Source organism: Sulfophobococcus zilligii, assembly GCF_055398255.1.
In genome coordinates this window covers 177,542-194,394 of record NZ_AP042406.1, presented here as the reverse complement: position 1 = coordinate 194,394, position 16,853 = coordinate 177,542, and the positions used below count along the sequence as shown (strand labels likewise).

The window sequence follows — 16,853 nt, the reverse complement described above, 5'->3', positions numbered from 1 at the left end:
GGGTTGAGATTGTATGTCATCATCGCCTACGACATCCAGAGAAACGATGTTCGTGAAAAAGTTAGGCGTTTACTATGGCGTTACGGTTTATGCCCTATATCCAAGTCGGTCTATGCTGGAAGACTCACTTGGTCTAGAGCAACAATTCTATGTGAACAACTTAGCAGATTGGTTGGCGAAGGGGATTCTATCGTCGCAATCCCTGTACAAGACTCTGATTTCCGCAGAGCCCTTGCTGTTACCAGGGGTAAGATCTGGAACAGGTCGGAAAGGATGGAAGTACTCGTTGCCGGCCCGGATACTTGACGACTACATGGTGTGCAGGACCAGGGCCTGGTATACAGCTCACCCAATAGGGTCTAAGCCAAGGAGGATACAGGATATGGAAGATAGTGAGAAGCGGGGCAGTGCATTTATAGGTCACTATTTAATTCCAAAACTAGAAGAACACTTTAGATCTACTGATAGAGGATATATTGACATAGTAGACAAAGTGGATTGTAATAAAGAGAATAGAATATACTATTTAGAAATAAGTGGTTTAGAAAGAGAAGTTGGATGTAAACCAGACTCGTTACTAGTGCTCTCATTACATGGTATACTAAGGTTATTAGTAATTGAAGTAGCTGATACTAATGTGCAAACCATCCTCTCCAAAAAACACGTAATACCAAGGCTTGTATTATACATGGCAGCAACCTATCTCCACTATGGAATCCCCTCTGCAGGATTGTATGTGTCTTTATCTCCTTCATCTAATCCACCAGTACTATTATTTATATCAAAGGGAAGACTCAGCAGGAAAATACTTGATTTGCTCGAAGAGATTAAAAAGATTGTTCAAATAGACAATCCCCCACCTCCATCAAAACATCCCATCTGTTCACACTGTGTATATACACATATATGTCCATATGCAAAGTGAAAAACATGATTTTAATCGTAAAAGGAGTTGCCAAGATAAGTAAGAGAGGATCTACACTCATCGTTTCTACACCTAGAAAAGATGAAAAGGGGGTTATCACGTGGGAGACACAGAGTATACCACTACTCGACTTAGAACTACTTGTCGTAGTTGGATCGAGTGTTAGGATCTCATCTGGTGTTTTCGTAATGCTTTCCGAAGCTAGTATCCCAGTGGTTGTTCATAGTAGGAGAAGTGATAGTGTACTTGTTAATCCATTTAATGTTAGAATGGCTGATGTTAGACGGAGACTGTATTTTATCACCGAGGACCCTGTTTGGACAGTTTCCACAGGATTAAGGTTCATCGAGGGCAAACTCTATGGATTGATCAACCTATTGAGATATTTAACATATAAAGACGTGGAAAAAGGAAGGGATATCAAGTGGGTTTTGAGTGAACTAGATGAAATCGAGAAACATATGAGAGATGAGAAAACAAGTATTAAAAACACTGAGACACTGCGTATCTACGAAGCAAAGTGGAGTAAGAAACTCTGGGAGTTAATTACACAGTTTATACCAAGCGACTATGGTTTCACTGGTAGAGACCCGAAAAGCAAAGACCCGGTAAACTCTGCTATAAGTTATAGCTACGCTATACTCTACGGACTGTGTACACATGCATTAATAGCTGCTGGATTAGATCCCTATCTAGGCGTAATCCACTCGGAAAGAGCAGGTAAAACATCTCTAGTATACGACTTCTCCGAAATGTTTAAACCAATAGCTATACACGCGGTGGTAATTACATCTAGAACAACAACGTTAAATACAGATACAAGCGGATATTTGACAAAAAACTCTCTAGAAACCCTGACAAAACACCTATATAGAATACTAAAGAAAAGACACTACAAGTGGAAATACACAATTAGAGGTGAAATATATGCAAAAGCATGGGAACTAAGACAAAACATAGAAAAAGGAGTAAAATTTGAACCATTCATATACACAATCAAATAACCCTCCCACAACAATTAAAGCCGCCTATAGACTTCACCATGCTTCCCCAGCTTCCATCAAACTCATAGCAGGGAAAAATCTCTAATAGAAAAACCCAATCCCACACGATGACATAGTGCGATGAACATAGTAAAAATCCCATTAGTTTTTCAATGTTTCCCTGGTTTCTATTGGGGGTATGGCGGGGAATAGACTCCAATAGAAAACCTTTAAAACCCTCCACGAGAAATCAATAACTAGTAACAACTAAAAGAAACTACAACTCCAATATGATAACACAATGGTCTACATAACCCCGCAACAACAGTAACAACTAAAAGAAACTACAACATCCTGTGCCTCTATGGTTAGCAAGCCATTGCTCACATGTAACAACTAAAAGAAACTACAACCACGATTCACGAAGCATTACAATAACATCATATAGACGTAAGTAACAACTAAAAGAAACTACAACATAATAAAGGGGCTTGTATCGTTTTACTTACGCTTACTTTTAGAGTAACAACTAAAAGAAACTACAACAGCAGTGACGCCTGCCTCTTAGTCTCCCTGGCAAGAGACCTAGTAACAACTAAAAGAAACTACAACTCCTGTAGGCATTACGTACGATGTAAGTGTCACTGTGCTCGTGTAACAACTAAAAGAAACTACAACTTCTACCCAGACATTGTTGCAATGTATAAGAGGAGCAGTAACAACTAAAAGAAACTACAACTATATAATACCTTGAAATCTCTTTCTACATCACTCTCTAGTTGTAACAACTAAAAGAAACTACAACCCCAATCAGGCTCATTGGTTGGGCCCAATCAGTCATGAGGTAACAACTAAAAGAAACTACAACTATAATGAATTGTGTTAATATGTGTTCTTTCTGTGTTATTATATGTAACAACTAAAAGAAACTACAACGCTCTACTCGGCTGGAGTACTCCGTGGTCTTGTCGACCCCGGTGTAACAACTAAAAGAAACTACAACAACCCAGAACCCCGTGTAGTAGTCGAAGTCATCGTAGACGAGTAACAACTAAAAGAAACTACAACATAGGCCCGCTTATGGCGGGTAAACCGAAGCCTACGTTAGTAACAACTAAAAGAAACTACAACAACTTAGAAGGAATAAAGAGCTATTTAGGAGGCTCTATTAGTAACAACTAAAAGAAACTACAACTAGCAATGAGACCTGTGTGAACTTTGCTGGGTCGCCCCATTGTAACAACTAAAAGAAACTACAACTTATTCTCAACCAACCCAGTAGACCTAGCAGAGAAGATCAAGTAACAACTAAAAGAAACTACAACCTTGAGGTGTTGGTAGTAGAGCTTCTAGCTCTGGATATTTCTCTGTAACAACTAAAAGAAACTACAACATTACTTGTTCTTCCGTTGTGGGTGCTGTTAAGAGGGCTATTGAGTCTCTTAGAGCAATGTGTCTCCGTCAGGGTTTTGCCGAGCCCGTTGTAGTCGAGTTGAATTGTCATGATCATCATGAAAAACTTAAATACCCCAGCCCTCAATAAAAATACATGAATACAATAGAAAGAATTGAAAGTCGGTTTCGTGTAGATTTAGTCCCTTGGTTGCTTCTACTAGTGCTTCAATGCGAATACAATAAAAAGAATTGAAAGTTATGTCTAAGTGTAAAATCCCAAGAATGAGTTACACGGATTCAATGAAAAGAATTGAAGGCCTCTTAGTAAGATGATTTTGAACAGGGAGTATTTTATATCGCCTATTACTAGATCAAATACCCGTAGGACACGAAAGTATAGGTTATCTCTATTTAGCTCTAGGTTAATAGAATGTGCTGTGGGAATTGTAAACATGTGTGATGGACATATCGCGTCAAAAAATAGAAGTTTAAAGGGTGCGAAAAACACCTCACTTAAGTTGATGTAGAAGTAACCTCAATGAAGTAATGTCACATTAAAAGTTAAGCTATTAGTAGTGTAGAATTCGAGTACTATTTCTGCATCCATATTGTCCCGCTTCTTTGATTTGTTTAGTTGTCTTTGTAATCTATGTCTTCTCCTCTATGATCGGAAGAAGGTGTCGTGTAGAGATGAGCTTATATATACTAAGTGGATATATTAAGGTGTAGATGCCACTGAGACTTACAGTTTATTTCAACCCCGACTACTCGATTCACTAGTTTGTTTTCAATTCTTCTCTGTAATATATTAACTCTAGTATTCATGTATACTTTTGTGGAGTTGTTAGATTGCTTGGTCGGGTGGTTGGTTGTTGTGGAAGTCAAAGAGAGCGTTCTTGTTGGGGTTTTCTATGCTGGTATTAGGTGGTGTCGGAGTGTTGGTGAATATCGCTCTTTGGAGGCCTATAGGTGTTCTCCTATTTGCGTGTATGGCTTGCCTCGGTGTTATTGTTTTAGCTCTCTATAAGTGATTGATACAAAAGCCTCGGAGATATTTAAATTGTTTCAGTGGGGAGTAGGCCTCTATAGTACCTCGAGGTGAAAACCCCCTCTGTTTCAGCTATGGCTTCATAGTCTACTGAGTAGTAGTGACACGCCTAGACAATAGAGTAACTCTAACATCCAGTATTGGGAAGCAGTCTAGCGAAGACGTTGAAGGACTAGTAAGTCTACCTAGTAGACTGCTTCTTCCAGTGGATACACCTGTACTACTGCTTCTTGAATACTATAGTGATGGATTCTAGGAGTAGCTCTTGGTGGAGGGTTTCACTCCCTGGGACTAGATATATACTACTGGATGTTGTGCGAGAGCTGAGCGCTGAGTCACCGGTGCTGAATCCCCTGGTACTGAACACGCAGGCTTCTGAATATACTCTCCACACCACTAGTAGATAGTGTTTATTAAAGCCATAGAGACTCTACGCACTCTAGAGACAGGGGCCTTGTCGAAGGCTGTGTCTTTCACCAAGATTAGGGTGGTTTGTAAAAACTATTGTGGTGTGGTTTAGTCTATTCTCTTCTGTATGGTGTTCCTACGCTTCTTGGTGGTCTTGATTTTCCTATTACTCCTGCGACGACCATTAGTGTTGCTATGTATGGTATTGTGTTGATTAGTGGCATTGGGATTACTTGGACTATGCTTGATATGTTTTTCATGTATTCGCTTGCTGTCCACAGGAATCCAAAGATGAAGCTTCCTAGTAGTGCGTATAGTGGGTTCCAGTTGGCGAAGTTTACTAGTGCGAGTGCTATGAATCCCCTTCCGGCTGGTAGCTGCTTTGTTATCGAGGCCAGCCAGTCTATGCTGAGTGAGGCCCCGGCGAGGCCTGTTAGTGCTCCTCCAATAACAGTAGCAATGAATTGCGTTAACTCAACATTGACGCCGACAACATCTGCTGCTTCTGGGTTTTCACCGCATGCACGTAGTCTTAGACCACTGTGTGTTCTATATAGGTAGAAGTAGAGTAGTACTGCAACACCAAGGGTTACTAGGAATAATGGTGATACTCCAAGCCCAGGTATTCTGGGTACTTTAGCCTCTGGTCTAGGCGTGTAGTAGCCTCTAACACCCCAGAAAACCTCAATACTATACGCTACAAAACCCATTGCGAAAGTATTTATACCTAGACCACTGATTATTTGGTTTCCCTTCAAGTAGACTGCTATAAATCCATGTATTGCACCTATTAATGCGCCAACAGCGATCGCAGTGAGCACTCCAAGCCAGGGATTTAGTGTTTTGTCTGCTACGTATACTGCGAACAGAGCAGAGATCAGCATTATTCCCTCTAATCCAATGTTTACTACACCACTTCTCTCAGTTAAAATCTCGCCTAGTGCAGCAAGCAGTATTGGCATCATAGCCCATGACGTATAGAATAATATACTACCTAGTAAGTCAAGTTCAGGCATGCTCTCCACCCCTAAGCGCCTTTTTAATCTTCCACCTCCTATACAGGAATGTCAATCCAGGAACTGAGAGTGCAATAATAATCAATCCCTGAACAGCCATAACCATTTCAAGTGGTACTTTAGCTCTAATCTGCATTCCACGCGCACCAGCCGTCAACCCACCAATAATGATTGCTGCCGGTATTATCAATAATGGATGATTCAACCCGAGTAGAGATACAGAAATACCTGTAAATCCAAATCCAGCAATATTCGAAGCACCAGTTGTAATAGCATAAGTTGGTGGTCTTCCACAGATTTCTAGTGCTCCAGCAAGTCCAGATAGCGCGCCTCCAATTATAAAGACGTAGAGTGTAGTCTTCGTGGGGTTTATTCCAGCGTATTTCGCTGATTTTACACCTGCTCCAAGTACTCTAATGTAGTATCCTATTTTAGACCTCCACATTACAAAGTAAATCAATATAGCTACTAGTATAGCGATTATAAATGCTGTTGACAACTCCGTTCCCTTGACTAGTAGGGGTAGTCTTGCCGAGGGAGGCATACTTATAGTTTTCTCTTGTCTTCTAGGGTCGCCGAGTCCATATGTTCTAGCATATTCAACTATCCAGAAGGCTATCCAATTCAACATAATTGTAACTACTACTTCATTAACATTTCTCAGCGCTCTAAATAAACCAGCTATAAGCCCCCACAACGCACCCATTAATAAACCAGTAATTAATGCTAGTGGTAGCGCTATTAGTGGTGGTGGATTAAATGCTGCAATTAATACTGCTCCTAGTGCTCCCATGTATAACTGGCCTTCTGCACCAATATTGAATATACCAGCTCTCGCTGAAATAGCAAATGTTAAACCAGTGAGTATAATTGGTGTTGCATAACTTAGTGTTGACGATATATAGTATGGATCTTGAAGGTTAAAAGATGTTTCAAATAATCCTATATATGCTTCGATGGGATCATATCCACCCATCCATATAATGAGTGCGCCGAGCGCTAGTCCTATGAGTATTGCTATAACAACGTTTCCAAGGTATATAAAGTATTCTATTGTCCTTGGATTCATAGCTCACACCCTTTGAGCTTTAATTTCTTCATATGTATAACCACCCATCATTAAACCAAGCTCTTCATCAGTAATCCTACTCGGGTCTACTATACCCATAAATCTACCATTATACATAACTGCTAGTCTATCGCTAAGAGATAATACTTCATCTAAATCAGATGAAATCAATATGACAGCCTTACCCTTACTCCTCATTTCAACAAGTAGGTTTCTAACGTATTCAGTAGCAGCTACATCTAATCCACGTGTTGGTTGAGCTACTATTATTACCTTTGGGTCTTTTGACAATTCTCTCCCTACGATAAATCTCTGTTGGTTTCCACCACTAAGAGCTCTCGCCGAGGTGTAGATAGAAGGTGTAATTACATTGTATTCTCTAACTATTTTTGTAGTTTTCTCAATTAATTGCTTCATTCTAACAAACCCCATTTCACCCACTATTTCACGAGAATATGTGATTTCTGTGAGAGGTGTGTTTTCTACGAGTGAAAACTCCATAATTAACGATGTCTTTCTATCTTCTGGAACATATGCTATTCCTCGTTTATACCTCTCAGATGTATCGAGAACAGTTATTTCCTCGTCGTCTAGTATTATTCTACCACGTACCGGCTTTCTCATACCTACAATTGCTTCTGCTAGTTCTATTTGGCCATTCCCCTCTACACCAGCTATTCCAAAGATCTCTCCATATCTAACCTCGAATGAAACACCTCTTACAGCTGGGACTCCGAGATCTCCAAGTACTTCTAAATCCTCTACTTTCAAGGCTGTTTCACCTGGTTTACTTGGTGGTTTGTTAATAGATAACTCTACTTCGCGTCCAACCATCATTTTAGCGAGGTCTCTAGGAGTTACTTTTGATGTTTCAACTGTTCCAATCAATCTTCCCTTTCTAAGCACTGTGACTCTATCAGTTGCCTCGTAGATTTCTCGTATTTTGTGAGTTATTAATACAATTGATTTACCCTGTTCTTTCAGCTTTAATAGTGTTTTAAATAGATCCCGGGTCTCTGTTGGAGATAGATTTGTTGTTGGCTCGTCGAGAATTAATATGTCTACGTTTAAAGCAAGCATTTTTAAAATCTCGATTTTCTGTCTTACACCAAACGAGAGGTTTTCTACGGGGGTGTCAAGTGGCACTATTAAACCTGTTTCCTGCATTAACTTCTCTATTTCTCCTCTACTTGGTTTAACCCGTCTAGCACCGAGGATTATATTTTCATATGCTGTGAATACTGGTACTAGAGATAAACCCTGCATTACTATACCAATACCTTGTTTTAAAGCATCTGCTGGACTATGGAATTTTACTGGTCGACCTCTAACTACCACCTCGCCCTTAGTGGGTTTTATCAATCCAGCAAGGATTTTCATTAGTGTTGATTTACCAGCACCGTTTTCTCCAAGGAGACCGTGTATCTCCCCTCTACACAACTCGAAGTCTACGCCTTGCAGTGCCACTGTACCGTCAGGGTAGACTTTTACAATATTCTTCATTACCACTACTGGATCACTATTGGGGCATTGGCTGTTCAATGTTATCCCCACGTCTTTAGAGTATTTAATGAAGAGCAAGGATTAAAAAAGCGTTATGAGAAAAAAGAAATCACTGTATTCTACTTCTTTCTCTTAGTTGTAAATAATACTGCTACTATGATTAATACTAGTATTACTACACCTAAAACAATGTACATTGTATAGTCTTGTTGCTGTGCCGGTGTCTCTGTTCCAACTGTTACAGTTTGTGTTGTAGCTATTTCAACACCTACTTTAAGAGTGCTTCTAACCTGCCCTATTGTTTCAGCAGTATATGGTACTTTATCGGCTATGTCTTTAAATGACAAGCCATATATGCTTACACCGGCTGGATTCGTCTTTATTAATTCTGCTAGTTTATTGACTTCTTCCCAAATCCATGATGGTATGGATTCTCTCATCGCCTTTACTTTATTGTATATTTCATCTCTATTGACTTGTCTACCAGCCTGTATTGCTATTTGGAGGAAGGTGTCTAGGTCTTCTAGTGTGCTGACGCTAATGCCTCCTTCTGCTAGTCCTAGTTCTAGTATGCCTCCATACTTGGTTATTTTACCTGCATAATAGTCTAGTGCTCTCTTTACAGCTGTATAAACGCCCACGTCGACTCTCTTCATCATTGATGCTATGATGTAGCCTGGTTTAATCCAGTCTTGATCAGCGTCAACACCTATAGCGAAGGGTGGGCCTTGATCCCTGCCTCTACTCTTACAGTATTCCTCTATGGCTTCAAATATACCTAGACCGGTAGCACCCGCTACATTGTATACTAATCCAGCACCCATTTCTAATTGTGATTGAGTGGCTGTTTTACCTTTCGCTGGATCATTGAATGCACCGGTGTATGTGTATAGTATTCTAAGTGGAGTGATTTCTTTACCTGTTTTCTCCTGGTATACTTTCTCACCGTATCTTATACCCCAGTAGTATCCAGCTTCAAACTTGTATAGTACTGGTATCTCCATACCCAATACTACGCCTACAGCTTTGTATCCATAGTGGTGGGCTATCATTGCAGCCAGTGCTCCTACTAGCGCGCTACCCTCGTGTTCCTTGAAGAGAACACTCAATACATTTGGTTTATCGACATACCCGTCGATTATTGCAAAGAATTGATCAGGGTATTCATCAGCAACGGTTTCAACAGCGTCTGTCATTAAAAATCCAACTGCCACGATCACCAAGTATTCTCCTGTCTTAGCCAGGTTCCTCAGGTTTGGCAGGTAGTCTGCCTCGGTTGTACTTTGTACTTCAACTAGCTCAAGGCCGAATTCTTCCGCAGCTCTCTTACCTCCAAGATACGCCATGTCGTTGAAGCTAAGGTCTCCTCTTCCACCAACATCGTAGACAACAGCTATCTTTTTCCTCGTGGTCTGCGTTTTAATTGGTGATTCAAGAGCTGTTACTACCGGCGGCATTATAGAGACTAGTAGAGTTAATACGAGTAGAGATACTACAATATATCTTGCAAAACTGTATTTCATGGTATTCCCCCATACAATACTAATATATAGTGGAGGCTTAGTATTTAACCATCACATTTAACTATTTGTGTTTAAATCTCGTGTTAACCTCTTCAACAATACACTAGTTATATTTACAGAACTACATCAATAAAACGAGAGGAGTTTGTAGTCAGCGATATATTTATAATTCTAGAGGAGTATAGAGTAGAGAGATTGGTGTATTTAACTTGAATAAACCATGTCTTGCACTAGTCACTTCTACTATGGGCAAGAATATTGGATTGAAATTATGGAGTTCTATAGTGGAGAGACTAGATAGTAGTATGGTTAAACTAGAAGGCATCGTGGTTCCAGAAGAAGCCAACCAGCTGTCTCATTGTAGTCAACGAATAGTAATAGTAGCCACGGGTGGAACAGAACAGGGGATTATTAAGCTCGCAGAGAGATCAAATAGCCTAGTACTCATTGCACATAAATACTATAATAGCCTACCCGCCACGTTGGAAGCAATATCTCTTATCTCTAATAATATAGGAAACATTGTGAGCATTGAAATCGCCGATGATGAGACAGCGATTACAAGTATTGTTTCTAAAACCCTCAGAGTCTATAGTGCAATAGAGAAACTCAGAAACGCGAGGTTTGGATTGATTGGTGGTGTTAGCGAGTGGCTGGTCTATAGTAGACTAGAACCCGGCTACTTAGAGTCCAAGCTCGGAGCCAAACTAATCTATGTCCCACTAGAAGAATTAGTTGAAGAATACCAAGGTGTAAAGGTAGAAGATGACCTCCCCTTGAAGATAGCTGGCTCCGCGAAGAGTATTTACGTAGACGTAGGTAGCATTCGAGATGCTTTAAAAATATATAAAGCCATAGAAGCAATTATCGAGAATTATTCTCTAGACGGGGTTTCAATAAAGTGTTTTGATCTAATAAAGTCTACGGGGATAACAGCTTGTCTAGCACTATCACTATTGAATACAAGGGGATTTCCAGCCTCTTGTGAAGGAGATATACCATTATTAATCTCTATGGCTATGGGTACATGGCTAACAAGTAAACCAGTATTCATGGGCAATATAGCCTTTATCGACGAAGACAGCATCCATATTGCCCACTGTACAGCACCGCTCATAGGGCCCTACACTCTCAACACGCATTTCGAGTCGGATTTAAGTGTTGGAGTTAGAGTGGATTATCCAGTTGGAGAAAAAGCAACTTTATTCAGAGTAGACCCGGGATTAAACAAACTACGAGTAATTAGTGGAGTAATAGGGGAAGCCGAGTATAGTGGAAAATGGTGTAGAACACAAATTAGAGTAAAAACGGGGAATCCATGGGAGTTAATTAAAAAACCCATGGGTAATCACTATGCTCTACTTATTGGAGACTATACTAGTGAATTAACAATTATGGGTAGAATACTGGGCTTGGAAGTAGAAGAAGTGTAGGTTTCTATCTAGGCGGTGCAAAAACACCTTCTTCTCTTGGATCATACCTGTAAACTCCTTTTCCACCGAGAAACCTAGAGAGAAACACGTATAAACCTCCACTATACGCCAATACGCCCATTAACAAGGGGTTTTGTAATACAAGGCCGTAGAATGTAGAGATCGCTCGTGCAAATAAACCAGACAAGACTGCCCCAATGACCGTTTGTCCCTAGAGGGTCATTCTTTTTGTTTTAGGGTTTTTTGGGGTTGCCTCTAGGGACTTCCACCTCGCCCACAGGGCTTTGGAGACCGCTGTGGGTTCATGGGTGGCGGTCGAGCCCAACGGCACGGGGCTCCCATCTACGTTTATCCCCGCGGGGCTTGGAGCAACGCTCCCATCACCCCAACCAACAATAAAAAACCCTAGCAGACCCTAATAAACATTTCTGCCCCTACTGCCAAGTACTTTACTCTCTTACCCTTGGCGAGAGGGTATTCAAGGTAAACTATTGTTCCATCAGCCCCGTCAACCACGCCCTTAAAAGTCTCTCCATTATACTCGTATTCTACCAGCCAGAAGGGGTAGTGGGCAACACCCTTAAAACTCGATTTATTAACAACTTCATAGTTTCCAGGACAGGCTAGTTCAGCCTCGCTTATAGCTCTATTAAGATATGGTTTTACAATTGTTTTCAATAATTCATATGGATTTAACTCGGGCTGGAGGTAGACGGCCTCCTTCATTATTTTTGGCTTGAAATACTCTCTTGTCTGGGCTGGAAATGAATAGTCTCTCGGTATTGGAAAAGGATAGTTGTTTACACCTGGTATTACTTCAAAGCCTGTTTCCTGGCCTCCGAGGACGTCTGCTTCTAGGTGTTCTTGGCCATCTAATATCCTAGAGGTCAAACACGGAGTTTCCACTACGACCTCGTATATATACATGGGAACATAGTACAATGTGCTCTTGAGATAACTCATTGCATATTTCACGTCTATAGGTACTCCGGGTTGAATCGATACAAACCTCTTTAAATACTCGAATACCTGGTTTGAATCATACTTCAACTTGAAGACATAGTGTTCAATGGACTCGAGTGGTTTACCTAGTTTAAACGTTGTACCACAATATGGACACGTAGTAAAAACAAGTATACTGGGAACTTCGAATTCAGCCGAGCAATATGGACACTTAGCCCTAGTGGTTTCCCCACTCATTTAACTCGCCTCTAGCCTGGTCTCCTAGGGGCCTTAGAAAGAATTGTTTTAACAATAGTCTTCATGGGAGTAATGGCTTTACGGGCTGTATAGTAAGACACATATATAGCTAAACCAATAGCCCCCACCAATATGAGTAATCCATATGGATTCAAGGGATCTGTAATCGAGGCCAGCCAGCCGAGCAACCCTGACGCAGTGATTCCACTAGTAAACCACAACCCTCTCTCTAATTTAGTGGCTGGTTTCTCCATTACCAATACCTTCCCACTCCAACCAGCCATGTAGACTCTGTAGAAGCCATTCTCGTCTTTGAAGACGGCATAGTATAATGGTACAGCAATAGGGTCTGAAACCCGTGCTTCTACATCCACGGGTGTTAAAACCAACCATGTAATTCTAGACCCGGTGACTACTCTACCCCGCATTGCAACTCTAGACTCTGCTTCTCTCTTAATAAAGTTTTTTACATTTTCTCTTTCTTCATCTAGAAACTCATCTACTGCAATACTAATAGCAGTCTTACTATCTACATCTAATGCGAGTAGGTCTCTCCAATACCCTTTAGGTATACTGGCCTCGTTTAAAGGCTGGTCTCTAGGTCTCTCCGCGATAAATTCACCTGTAAGTGCACGTATAGAGTAGATTGAAACACCGCGTCTCGCAGTCACGGGTATTTCATTGTATACAGGGCCATACACCCCGTTAACTCTAACATTAATGGATTCAATCCAGCATTCTTCTCGATTTTCCCTTGTACGCCTGCACTTTTTATAGTAGACTTCGACTATCGCGTTATATATAAGCGAGGCCTTGATGCCCACTATGTATATTGGGACAATTACACGTTCAAACCAGTCTAGATTAGAGCGTTGAAAAACATTGTTTAACTCATTCCTATTCGACTCTTCAAGCCTCCTCAATACTTCTTCTTCACTCAATGGAAAAACAATTCTCAGTTTACCCATTAATTCAGGCTTTATAATATTGAGTTCTCCACAATAAGGGCATCCTACAGCTATAGTATCAGCAGTCACTGGTAGAGCAGCACTACAGTTTCTACAGCGATAACCCTGTATACCACTCTCCATTAAAGCACCTATTGAACTCTAACTCCACAGGCTGGGCAGTAATTTGCTTCTACTGGGACAACATGGTTGTTTACACACCACTTTACCTGTTTACCACAGAACGGACAGAACTTTGCCCCTGTGGGAATAGGGCCTTGACCACAATAGGGACATCTAGCTACGTATCCAGCGAGAGAGGGTTGCCCGATCTGGGCCTGCCCCATTTGAGCACCTGGTGGAGGTGGTTGGAGAGCGTATGGTATAGCAACCATTCCAGCACCTAGTACAGCTCCACCTGCTTGTGTTTCTTTTATTGCCTCGGCGAATTTACGTGCTGTTTCTTGTTGTACTAGGTATGCAGGTGCTGTTCCCTGTAGTATCCAGAAGACTCTCTCCCTGTATTCCGGTGGAACATCAATACCTTCAAACACCACGTCTTCAAGCATTAATCCAATCTCCTCGAATGCTTTTCTCAAAACCATTGTTGCCTTCTTACTTGCCTCGCTTGCTTTTTGATACAGGTCTCTAATACTAGACTCGTTTATAAAAGACATGATTTTCGTCGAGAAGTATCCTCTAATATACTCGTCTAGCTCACTCCTCGTAAACCTATTATCCGGCCCTACAACCTTGTTGACGAATAGTACCGGGTCTGCAACTCTATAATAGTATATACCGTGGAAACTCACAGGGATAACTTCTACGGTTTGACTTCTACCTCCAAATCTACCCTGTAGACGATTCATATTGACAAATATTAATATAGCTCTAAACACGCTTTCTCCATAAATCCCCTCTACTAGTCCCTGGAGAAACGGAATGTTTTGAGTGTCTAGGACGTGTCTACCCGGCCCTAGTAACCCATATACTTTTCCATCTCTATAGAATACAACTCTCTCCCATTCTTTAACTAATACTATACTACCCCATGGTATAACCTCGTCTGGATATCTCCAAACAATGTCTTCGGGTGTTGCATCTTTCCACTCAATGAATTTTGGTTGAAAACCACTTATTTTACTAGTTCCCTTACCAATACCTCTACCTATTTTATCTAGGACCATGAATACTCACACTTAACCTCTATATATGCTTGTAGACCAATAAATACTACTGCATCCAATTCCTCAATACTTTCTCTCTTTCTCCCAGTTGCTTTTTGAATTCATTTATCAACTCGAATAGTTCAACTGCTCTGTCTCTAACTGGGTTTTTCAATAATACATCTTTCTTCAAGTTCTCGGTGAAACCACGTATCTTCTCAGCGTATTCAACTAGTCCACCGTCGACTTCTCTTAGTTTCTCGAGGTCTTCTTCAAGTATCTTGGTAATATAGAAGTGTGGTGTATAACCGTGTTCGGCCCATCTAATCTTGTCTGTTACTAGCCTTAAATCTCTGAGGATTTCATCGTATATTTCTGCTGTTTTATAATCATATTCTACTAGTTTTGAAACAATGTCCTCTATGTTTCTCACTGCATCACTCAGTATTTTTGTAATGTATTCTCTAATCAATCTATCATCTTCGCGCAAATACTCTTTTTGCCTATATCCCTTAAACCCCGGGAGAACATCTAGTAGTCTCTCTAAAACTGCTTTCTTTCTAGTCATGACTCTACACGCAAAACTCTCTACTTAGACTATTGTATTGAAGGGTATATTAACGCCTACTATAATAACAGTGTTATAGAGGTGGTTAAAGTGAAAGAAGAAGATAACGATTCAAATAGCAATAACGAGGAAGTAAATGAAGAATTATTAATTATGGAAATGCTTGGTGGAAAGTGTAGTAAGTGTCCATTGAGAGGTATTTGTGGTTAAATACTGTTTTTAGAGTAGTTTAATTATTGATTCTATTATTATTCTGAGTGTTGCAATAATCATTACTCCACCAATAATCTCCACTAGTTTTTCTCTCCTCGTACGTAGAGCTATTCTTGGACCCGTCCACCCCCCGATCAATGCACCAATACTGAGGGGTATTCCAATACTCCAATCGATTAATCCGTCTTCAAAGTGTCTAATTACTGATGATAGTGATGAAGGTATCATACAAGCCATAGACAATGAAACTGCGAGGTGTGGGTCTAAACCAAGTACGTATATAAAGACTGGTACATTGACTACGCCTCCGCCAAGACCCGAAATACCTGCAACAAGGCCTGCAAGTGCTCCTGAGAAGGCACTGTGTATATACATAGGTAAACCCTGTCTTAGACTGGTTGATCTACTCGTATTATTTCTCTGGAATAGCATTCTAAGAGCAGCTACAAACAGTATTAAACCTATAATAGTAGACAATGTGTTTACCGGTAGAATGGCGACTAGGAAAGCACCCAGATACGCTGTTATAATCATTGGTGTAACCACGGCTATGTATAGGTTTAAAGGGAGCTTTATTTTCTCAATGTATCGATAAGTACTAATAATAGAGTTAATGAAAACCATGAATTTAGATGTCGCTACAGCCACCGGCATCGACACTCCTATATAATATAATAACGGGACGCTGAGAAAACCACCACCAAGTCCACTCATAGACCCCAAAAGCGTGGCAACTACACCAATAAACCAGTATACTAGTGTACTCAATCCGTCAACCACTACTCTCACCATTTTAAATTTAAACACATTGGTTATACTAGAAATCAATAGATATTGTTAAGACTAATAAAAGTGGTTTGAAATGAACGAGACGCAGAGAGAAATCACTGTATGCATTGGATCTCAAAACCCAGCTAAAATACGTGGTGTAATAGAAGCGTTTTCAAAGTATTATAGAGTAGTAGAAATTAAAGCAAAAAGAGTTAATACTGGTCTACCACTCCAGCCAATCTGTCTACATGAAATAATAGAGGGTGCTAGGAAGAGAGCATTGCTAAGCATGGATGGAGAATGCGATTTTGGCGTTGGCATAGAAGCGGGTTTTGTATTAATAGACAACGAGCCATTCGATGTTGAAGCCGCCTATATCGTCTCGAAAAACGGAGATCACTCTCTAGGGTTTTCACCATCATTCCCAATACCGAAAAGTATGTATAAAGGAATAGTTAACGGCGTCTATAGAGAACTAGAAGAAGCAGTTGAAGCATTGTTTAATGTTAGAGGAATTGGTGATAGAGAGGGGTTTATAGGACTACTCACAAAGAGGGTTTGTGATCGCTGGGTACTTAGCTACTATGCCACATTAATGGCACTGGTTAAATTCATAAATAGAGAACTATACTAACCTCCCTCTCAATTGACACGTTTTGTTTTTCAACATCAAAGTATATATATT

At 40.5% G+C, this 16,853-nt stretch carries 16 protein-coding genes and 1 CRISPR repeat array; of the genes, 6 read left to right on the top strand and 10 right to left on the bottom strand.

Features of this window, described 5'->3' with window-relative positions; all coding sequences use genetic code 11:
- Positions 1-3: 3 nt before the first annotated feature.
- The 4 genes from cas2 (at position 4) to ACZ5YP_RS00980 (ending at position 4,607) form a co-directional block, all read left to right on the top strand.
- Positions 4-306: a CRISPR-associated endonuclease Cas2 gene (gene cas2, locus ACZ5YP_RS00995; protein WP_464835389.1), complete on the top strand. Its 303-nt coding sequence runs from the start codon at positions 4-6 to the stop codon at positions 304-306.
- Entirely contained in the window at positions 287-925 is a 639-nt protein-coding gene (locus ACZ5YP_RS00990; RefSeq protein WP_464835388.1) for a Dna2/Cas4 domain-containing protein, read from the top strand. Before cas2 ends, ACZ5YP_RS00990 begins: the two co-directional genes overlap by 20 nt.
- A 5-nt stretch (positions 926-930) precedes the next feature.
- Positions 931-1,929, top strand: coding sequence for a CRISPR-associated endonuclease Cas1 (gene cas1 / locus ACZ5YP_RS00985; RefSeq protein ID WP_464835387.1), 999 nt, complete (start codon positions 931-933; stop codon positions 1,927-1,929).
- Between the two features lie 239 nt (positions 1,930-2,168).
- Positions 2,169-3,301: a CRISPR direct-repeat array (repeat unit 24 nt; unit sequence GTAACAACTAAAAGAAACTACAAC).
- Between the two features lie 1,150 nt (positions 3,302-4,451).
- Complete coding sequence (locus ACZ5YP_RS00980; protein WP_464835386.1) at positions 4,452-4,607, top strand: hypothetical protein; 156 nt, start codon at positions 4,452-4,454, stop codon at positions 4,605-4,607.
- A gap of 265 nt (positions 4,608-4,872) precedes the next feature.
- Here ACZ5YP_RS00980 and ACZ5YP_RS00975 read toward each other — a convergent pair whose 3' ends face one another.
- From ACZ5YP_RS00975 to ACZ5YP_RS00960, 4 genes are all read right to left on the bottom strand, one after another.
- Positions 4,873-5,775 (bottom strand): ABC transporter permease, encoded by a 903-nt coding sequence (locus ACZ5YP_RS00975; RefSeq protein WP_464835385.1) that lies wholly within the window; start codon positions 5,773-5,775, stop codon positions 4,873-4,875.
- A complete protein-coding gene (locus tag ACZ5YP_RS00970) occupies positions 5,768-6,844 on the bottom strand; it encodes an ABC transporter permease (RefSeq protein WP_464835384.1) in 1,077 nt (358 codons plus the stop codon). Before ACZ5YP_RS00970 ends, ACZ5YP_RS00975 begins: the two co-directional genes overlap by 8 nt.
- Before the next feature lie 3 nt (positions 6,845-6,847).
- Positions 6,848-8,386 carry an ABC transporter ATP-binding protein gene (locus tag ACZ5YP_RS00965; protein WP_464835383.1) on the bottom strand — a complete coding sequence of 513 codons (1,539 nt, stop codon included), beginning with the start codon at positions 8,384-8,386 and terminating at the stop codon, positions 6,848-6,850.
- Between the two features lie 80 nt (positions 8,387-8,466).
- Positions 8,467-9,870, bottom strand: a complete 1,404-nt coding sequence (locus tag ACZ5YP_RS00960; protein ID WP_464835382.1) for a BMP family ABC transporter substrate-binding protein — start codon at positions 9,868-9,870, stop codon at positions 8,467-8,469.
- Positions 9,871-10,079: 209 nt separating this feature from the next.
- Here ACZ5YP_RS00960 and ACZ5YP_RS00955 point away from each other — a divergent pair, with 209 nt between their 5' ends.
- A complete protein-coding gene (locus ACZ5YP_RS00955) occupies positions 10,080-11,303 on the top strand; it encodes a hypothetical protein (protein WP_464835381.1) in 1,224 nt (407 codons plus the stop codon).
- A gap of 4 nt (positions 11,304-11,307) precedes the next feature.
- Here the strand turns inward: ACZ5YP_RS00955 and ACZ5YP_RS00950 are convergent, their stop codons facing one another.
- The 6 genes from ACZ5YP_RS00950 to ACZ5YP_RS00925 form a co-directional block, all read right to left on the bottom strand.
- On the bottom strand, positions 11,308-11,490 hold the full coding sequence (locus ACZ5YP_RS00950; protein WP_464835380.1) for a hypothetical protein: 183 nt from the start codon (positions 11,488-11,490) through the stop codon (positions 11,308-11,310).
- Positions 11,491-11,708: 218 nt separating this feature from the next.
- Positions 11,709-12,503 (bottom strand): TFIIB-type zinc ribbon-containing protein, encoded by a 795-nt coding sequence (locus tag ACZ5YP_RS00945; protein ID WP_464835379.1) that lies wholly within the window; start codon positions 12,501-12,503, stop codon positions 11,709-11,711.
- Between the two features lie 11 nt (positions 12,504-12,514).
- Positions 12,515-13,594: a TFIIB-type zinc ribbon-containing protein gene (locus ACZ5YP_RS00940; RefSeq protein WP_464835378.1), complete on the bottom strand. Its 1,080-nt coding sequence runs from the start codon at positions 13,592-13,594 to the stop codon at positions 12,515-12,517.
- Between the two features lie 8 nt (positions 13,595-13,602).
- On the bottom strand, positions 13,603-14,637 hold the full coding sequence (locus ACZ5YP_RS00935) for an SPFH domain-containing protein (RefSeq protein ID WP_464835377.1): 1,035 nt from the start codon (positions 14,635-14,637) through the stop codon (positions 13,603-13,605).
- 46 nt (positions 14,638-14,683) lie between these two features.
- Positions 14,684-15,184 carry a hypothetical protein gene (locus ACZ5YP_RS00930; protein WP_464835376.1) on the bottom strand — a complete coding sequence of 167 codons (501 nt, stop codon included), beginning with the start codon at positions 15,182-15,184 and terminating at the stop codon, positions 14,684-14,686.
- A gap of 219 nt (positions 15,185-15,403) precedes the next feature.
- Positions 15,404-16,177 (bottom strand): sulfite exporter TauE/SafE family protein, encoded by a 774-nt coding sequence (locus tag ACZ5YP_RS00925; RefSeq protein ID WP_464835375.1) that lies wholly within the window; start codon positions 16,175-16,177, stop codon positions 15,404-15,406.
- An 82-nt stretch (positions 16,178-16,259) separates the two neighbouring features.
- Here ACZ5YP_RS00925 and ACZ5YP_RS00920 point away from each other — a divergent pair, with 82 nt between their 5' ends.
- Positions 16,260-16,802: a DUF84 family protein gene (locus ACZ5YP_RS00920; protein WP_464835374.1), complete on the top strand. Its 543-nt coding sequence runs from the start codon at positions 16,260-16,262 to the stop codon at positions 16,800-16,802.
- The last annotated feature ends 51 nt before the right edge of the window (positions 16,803-16,853 follow it).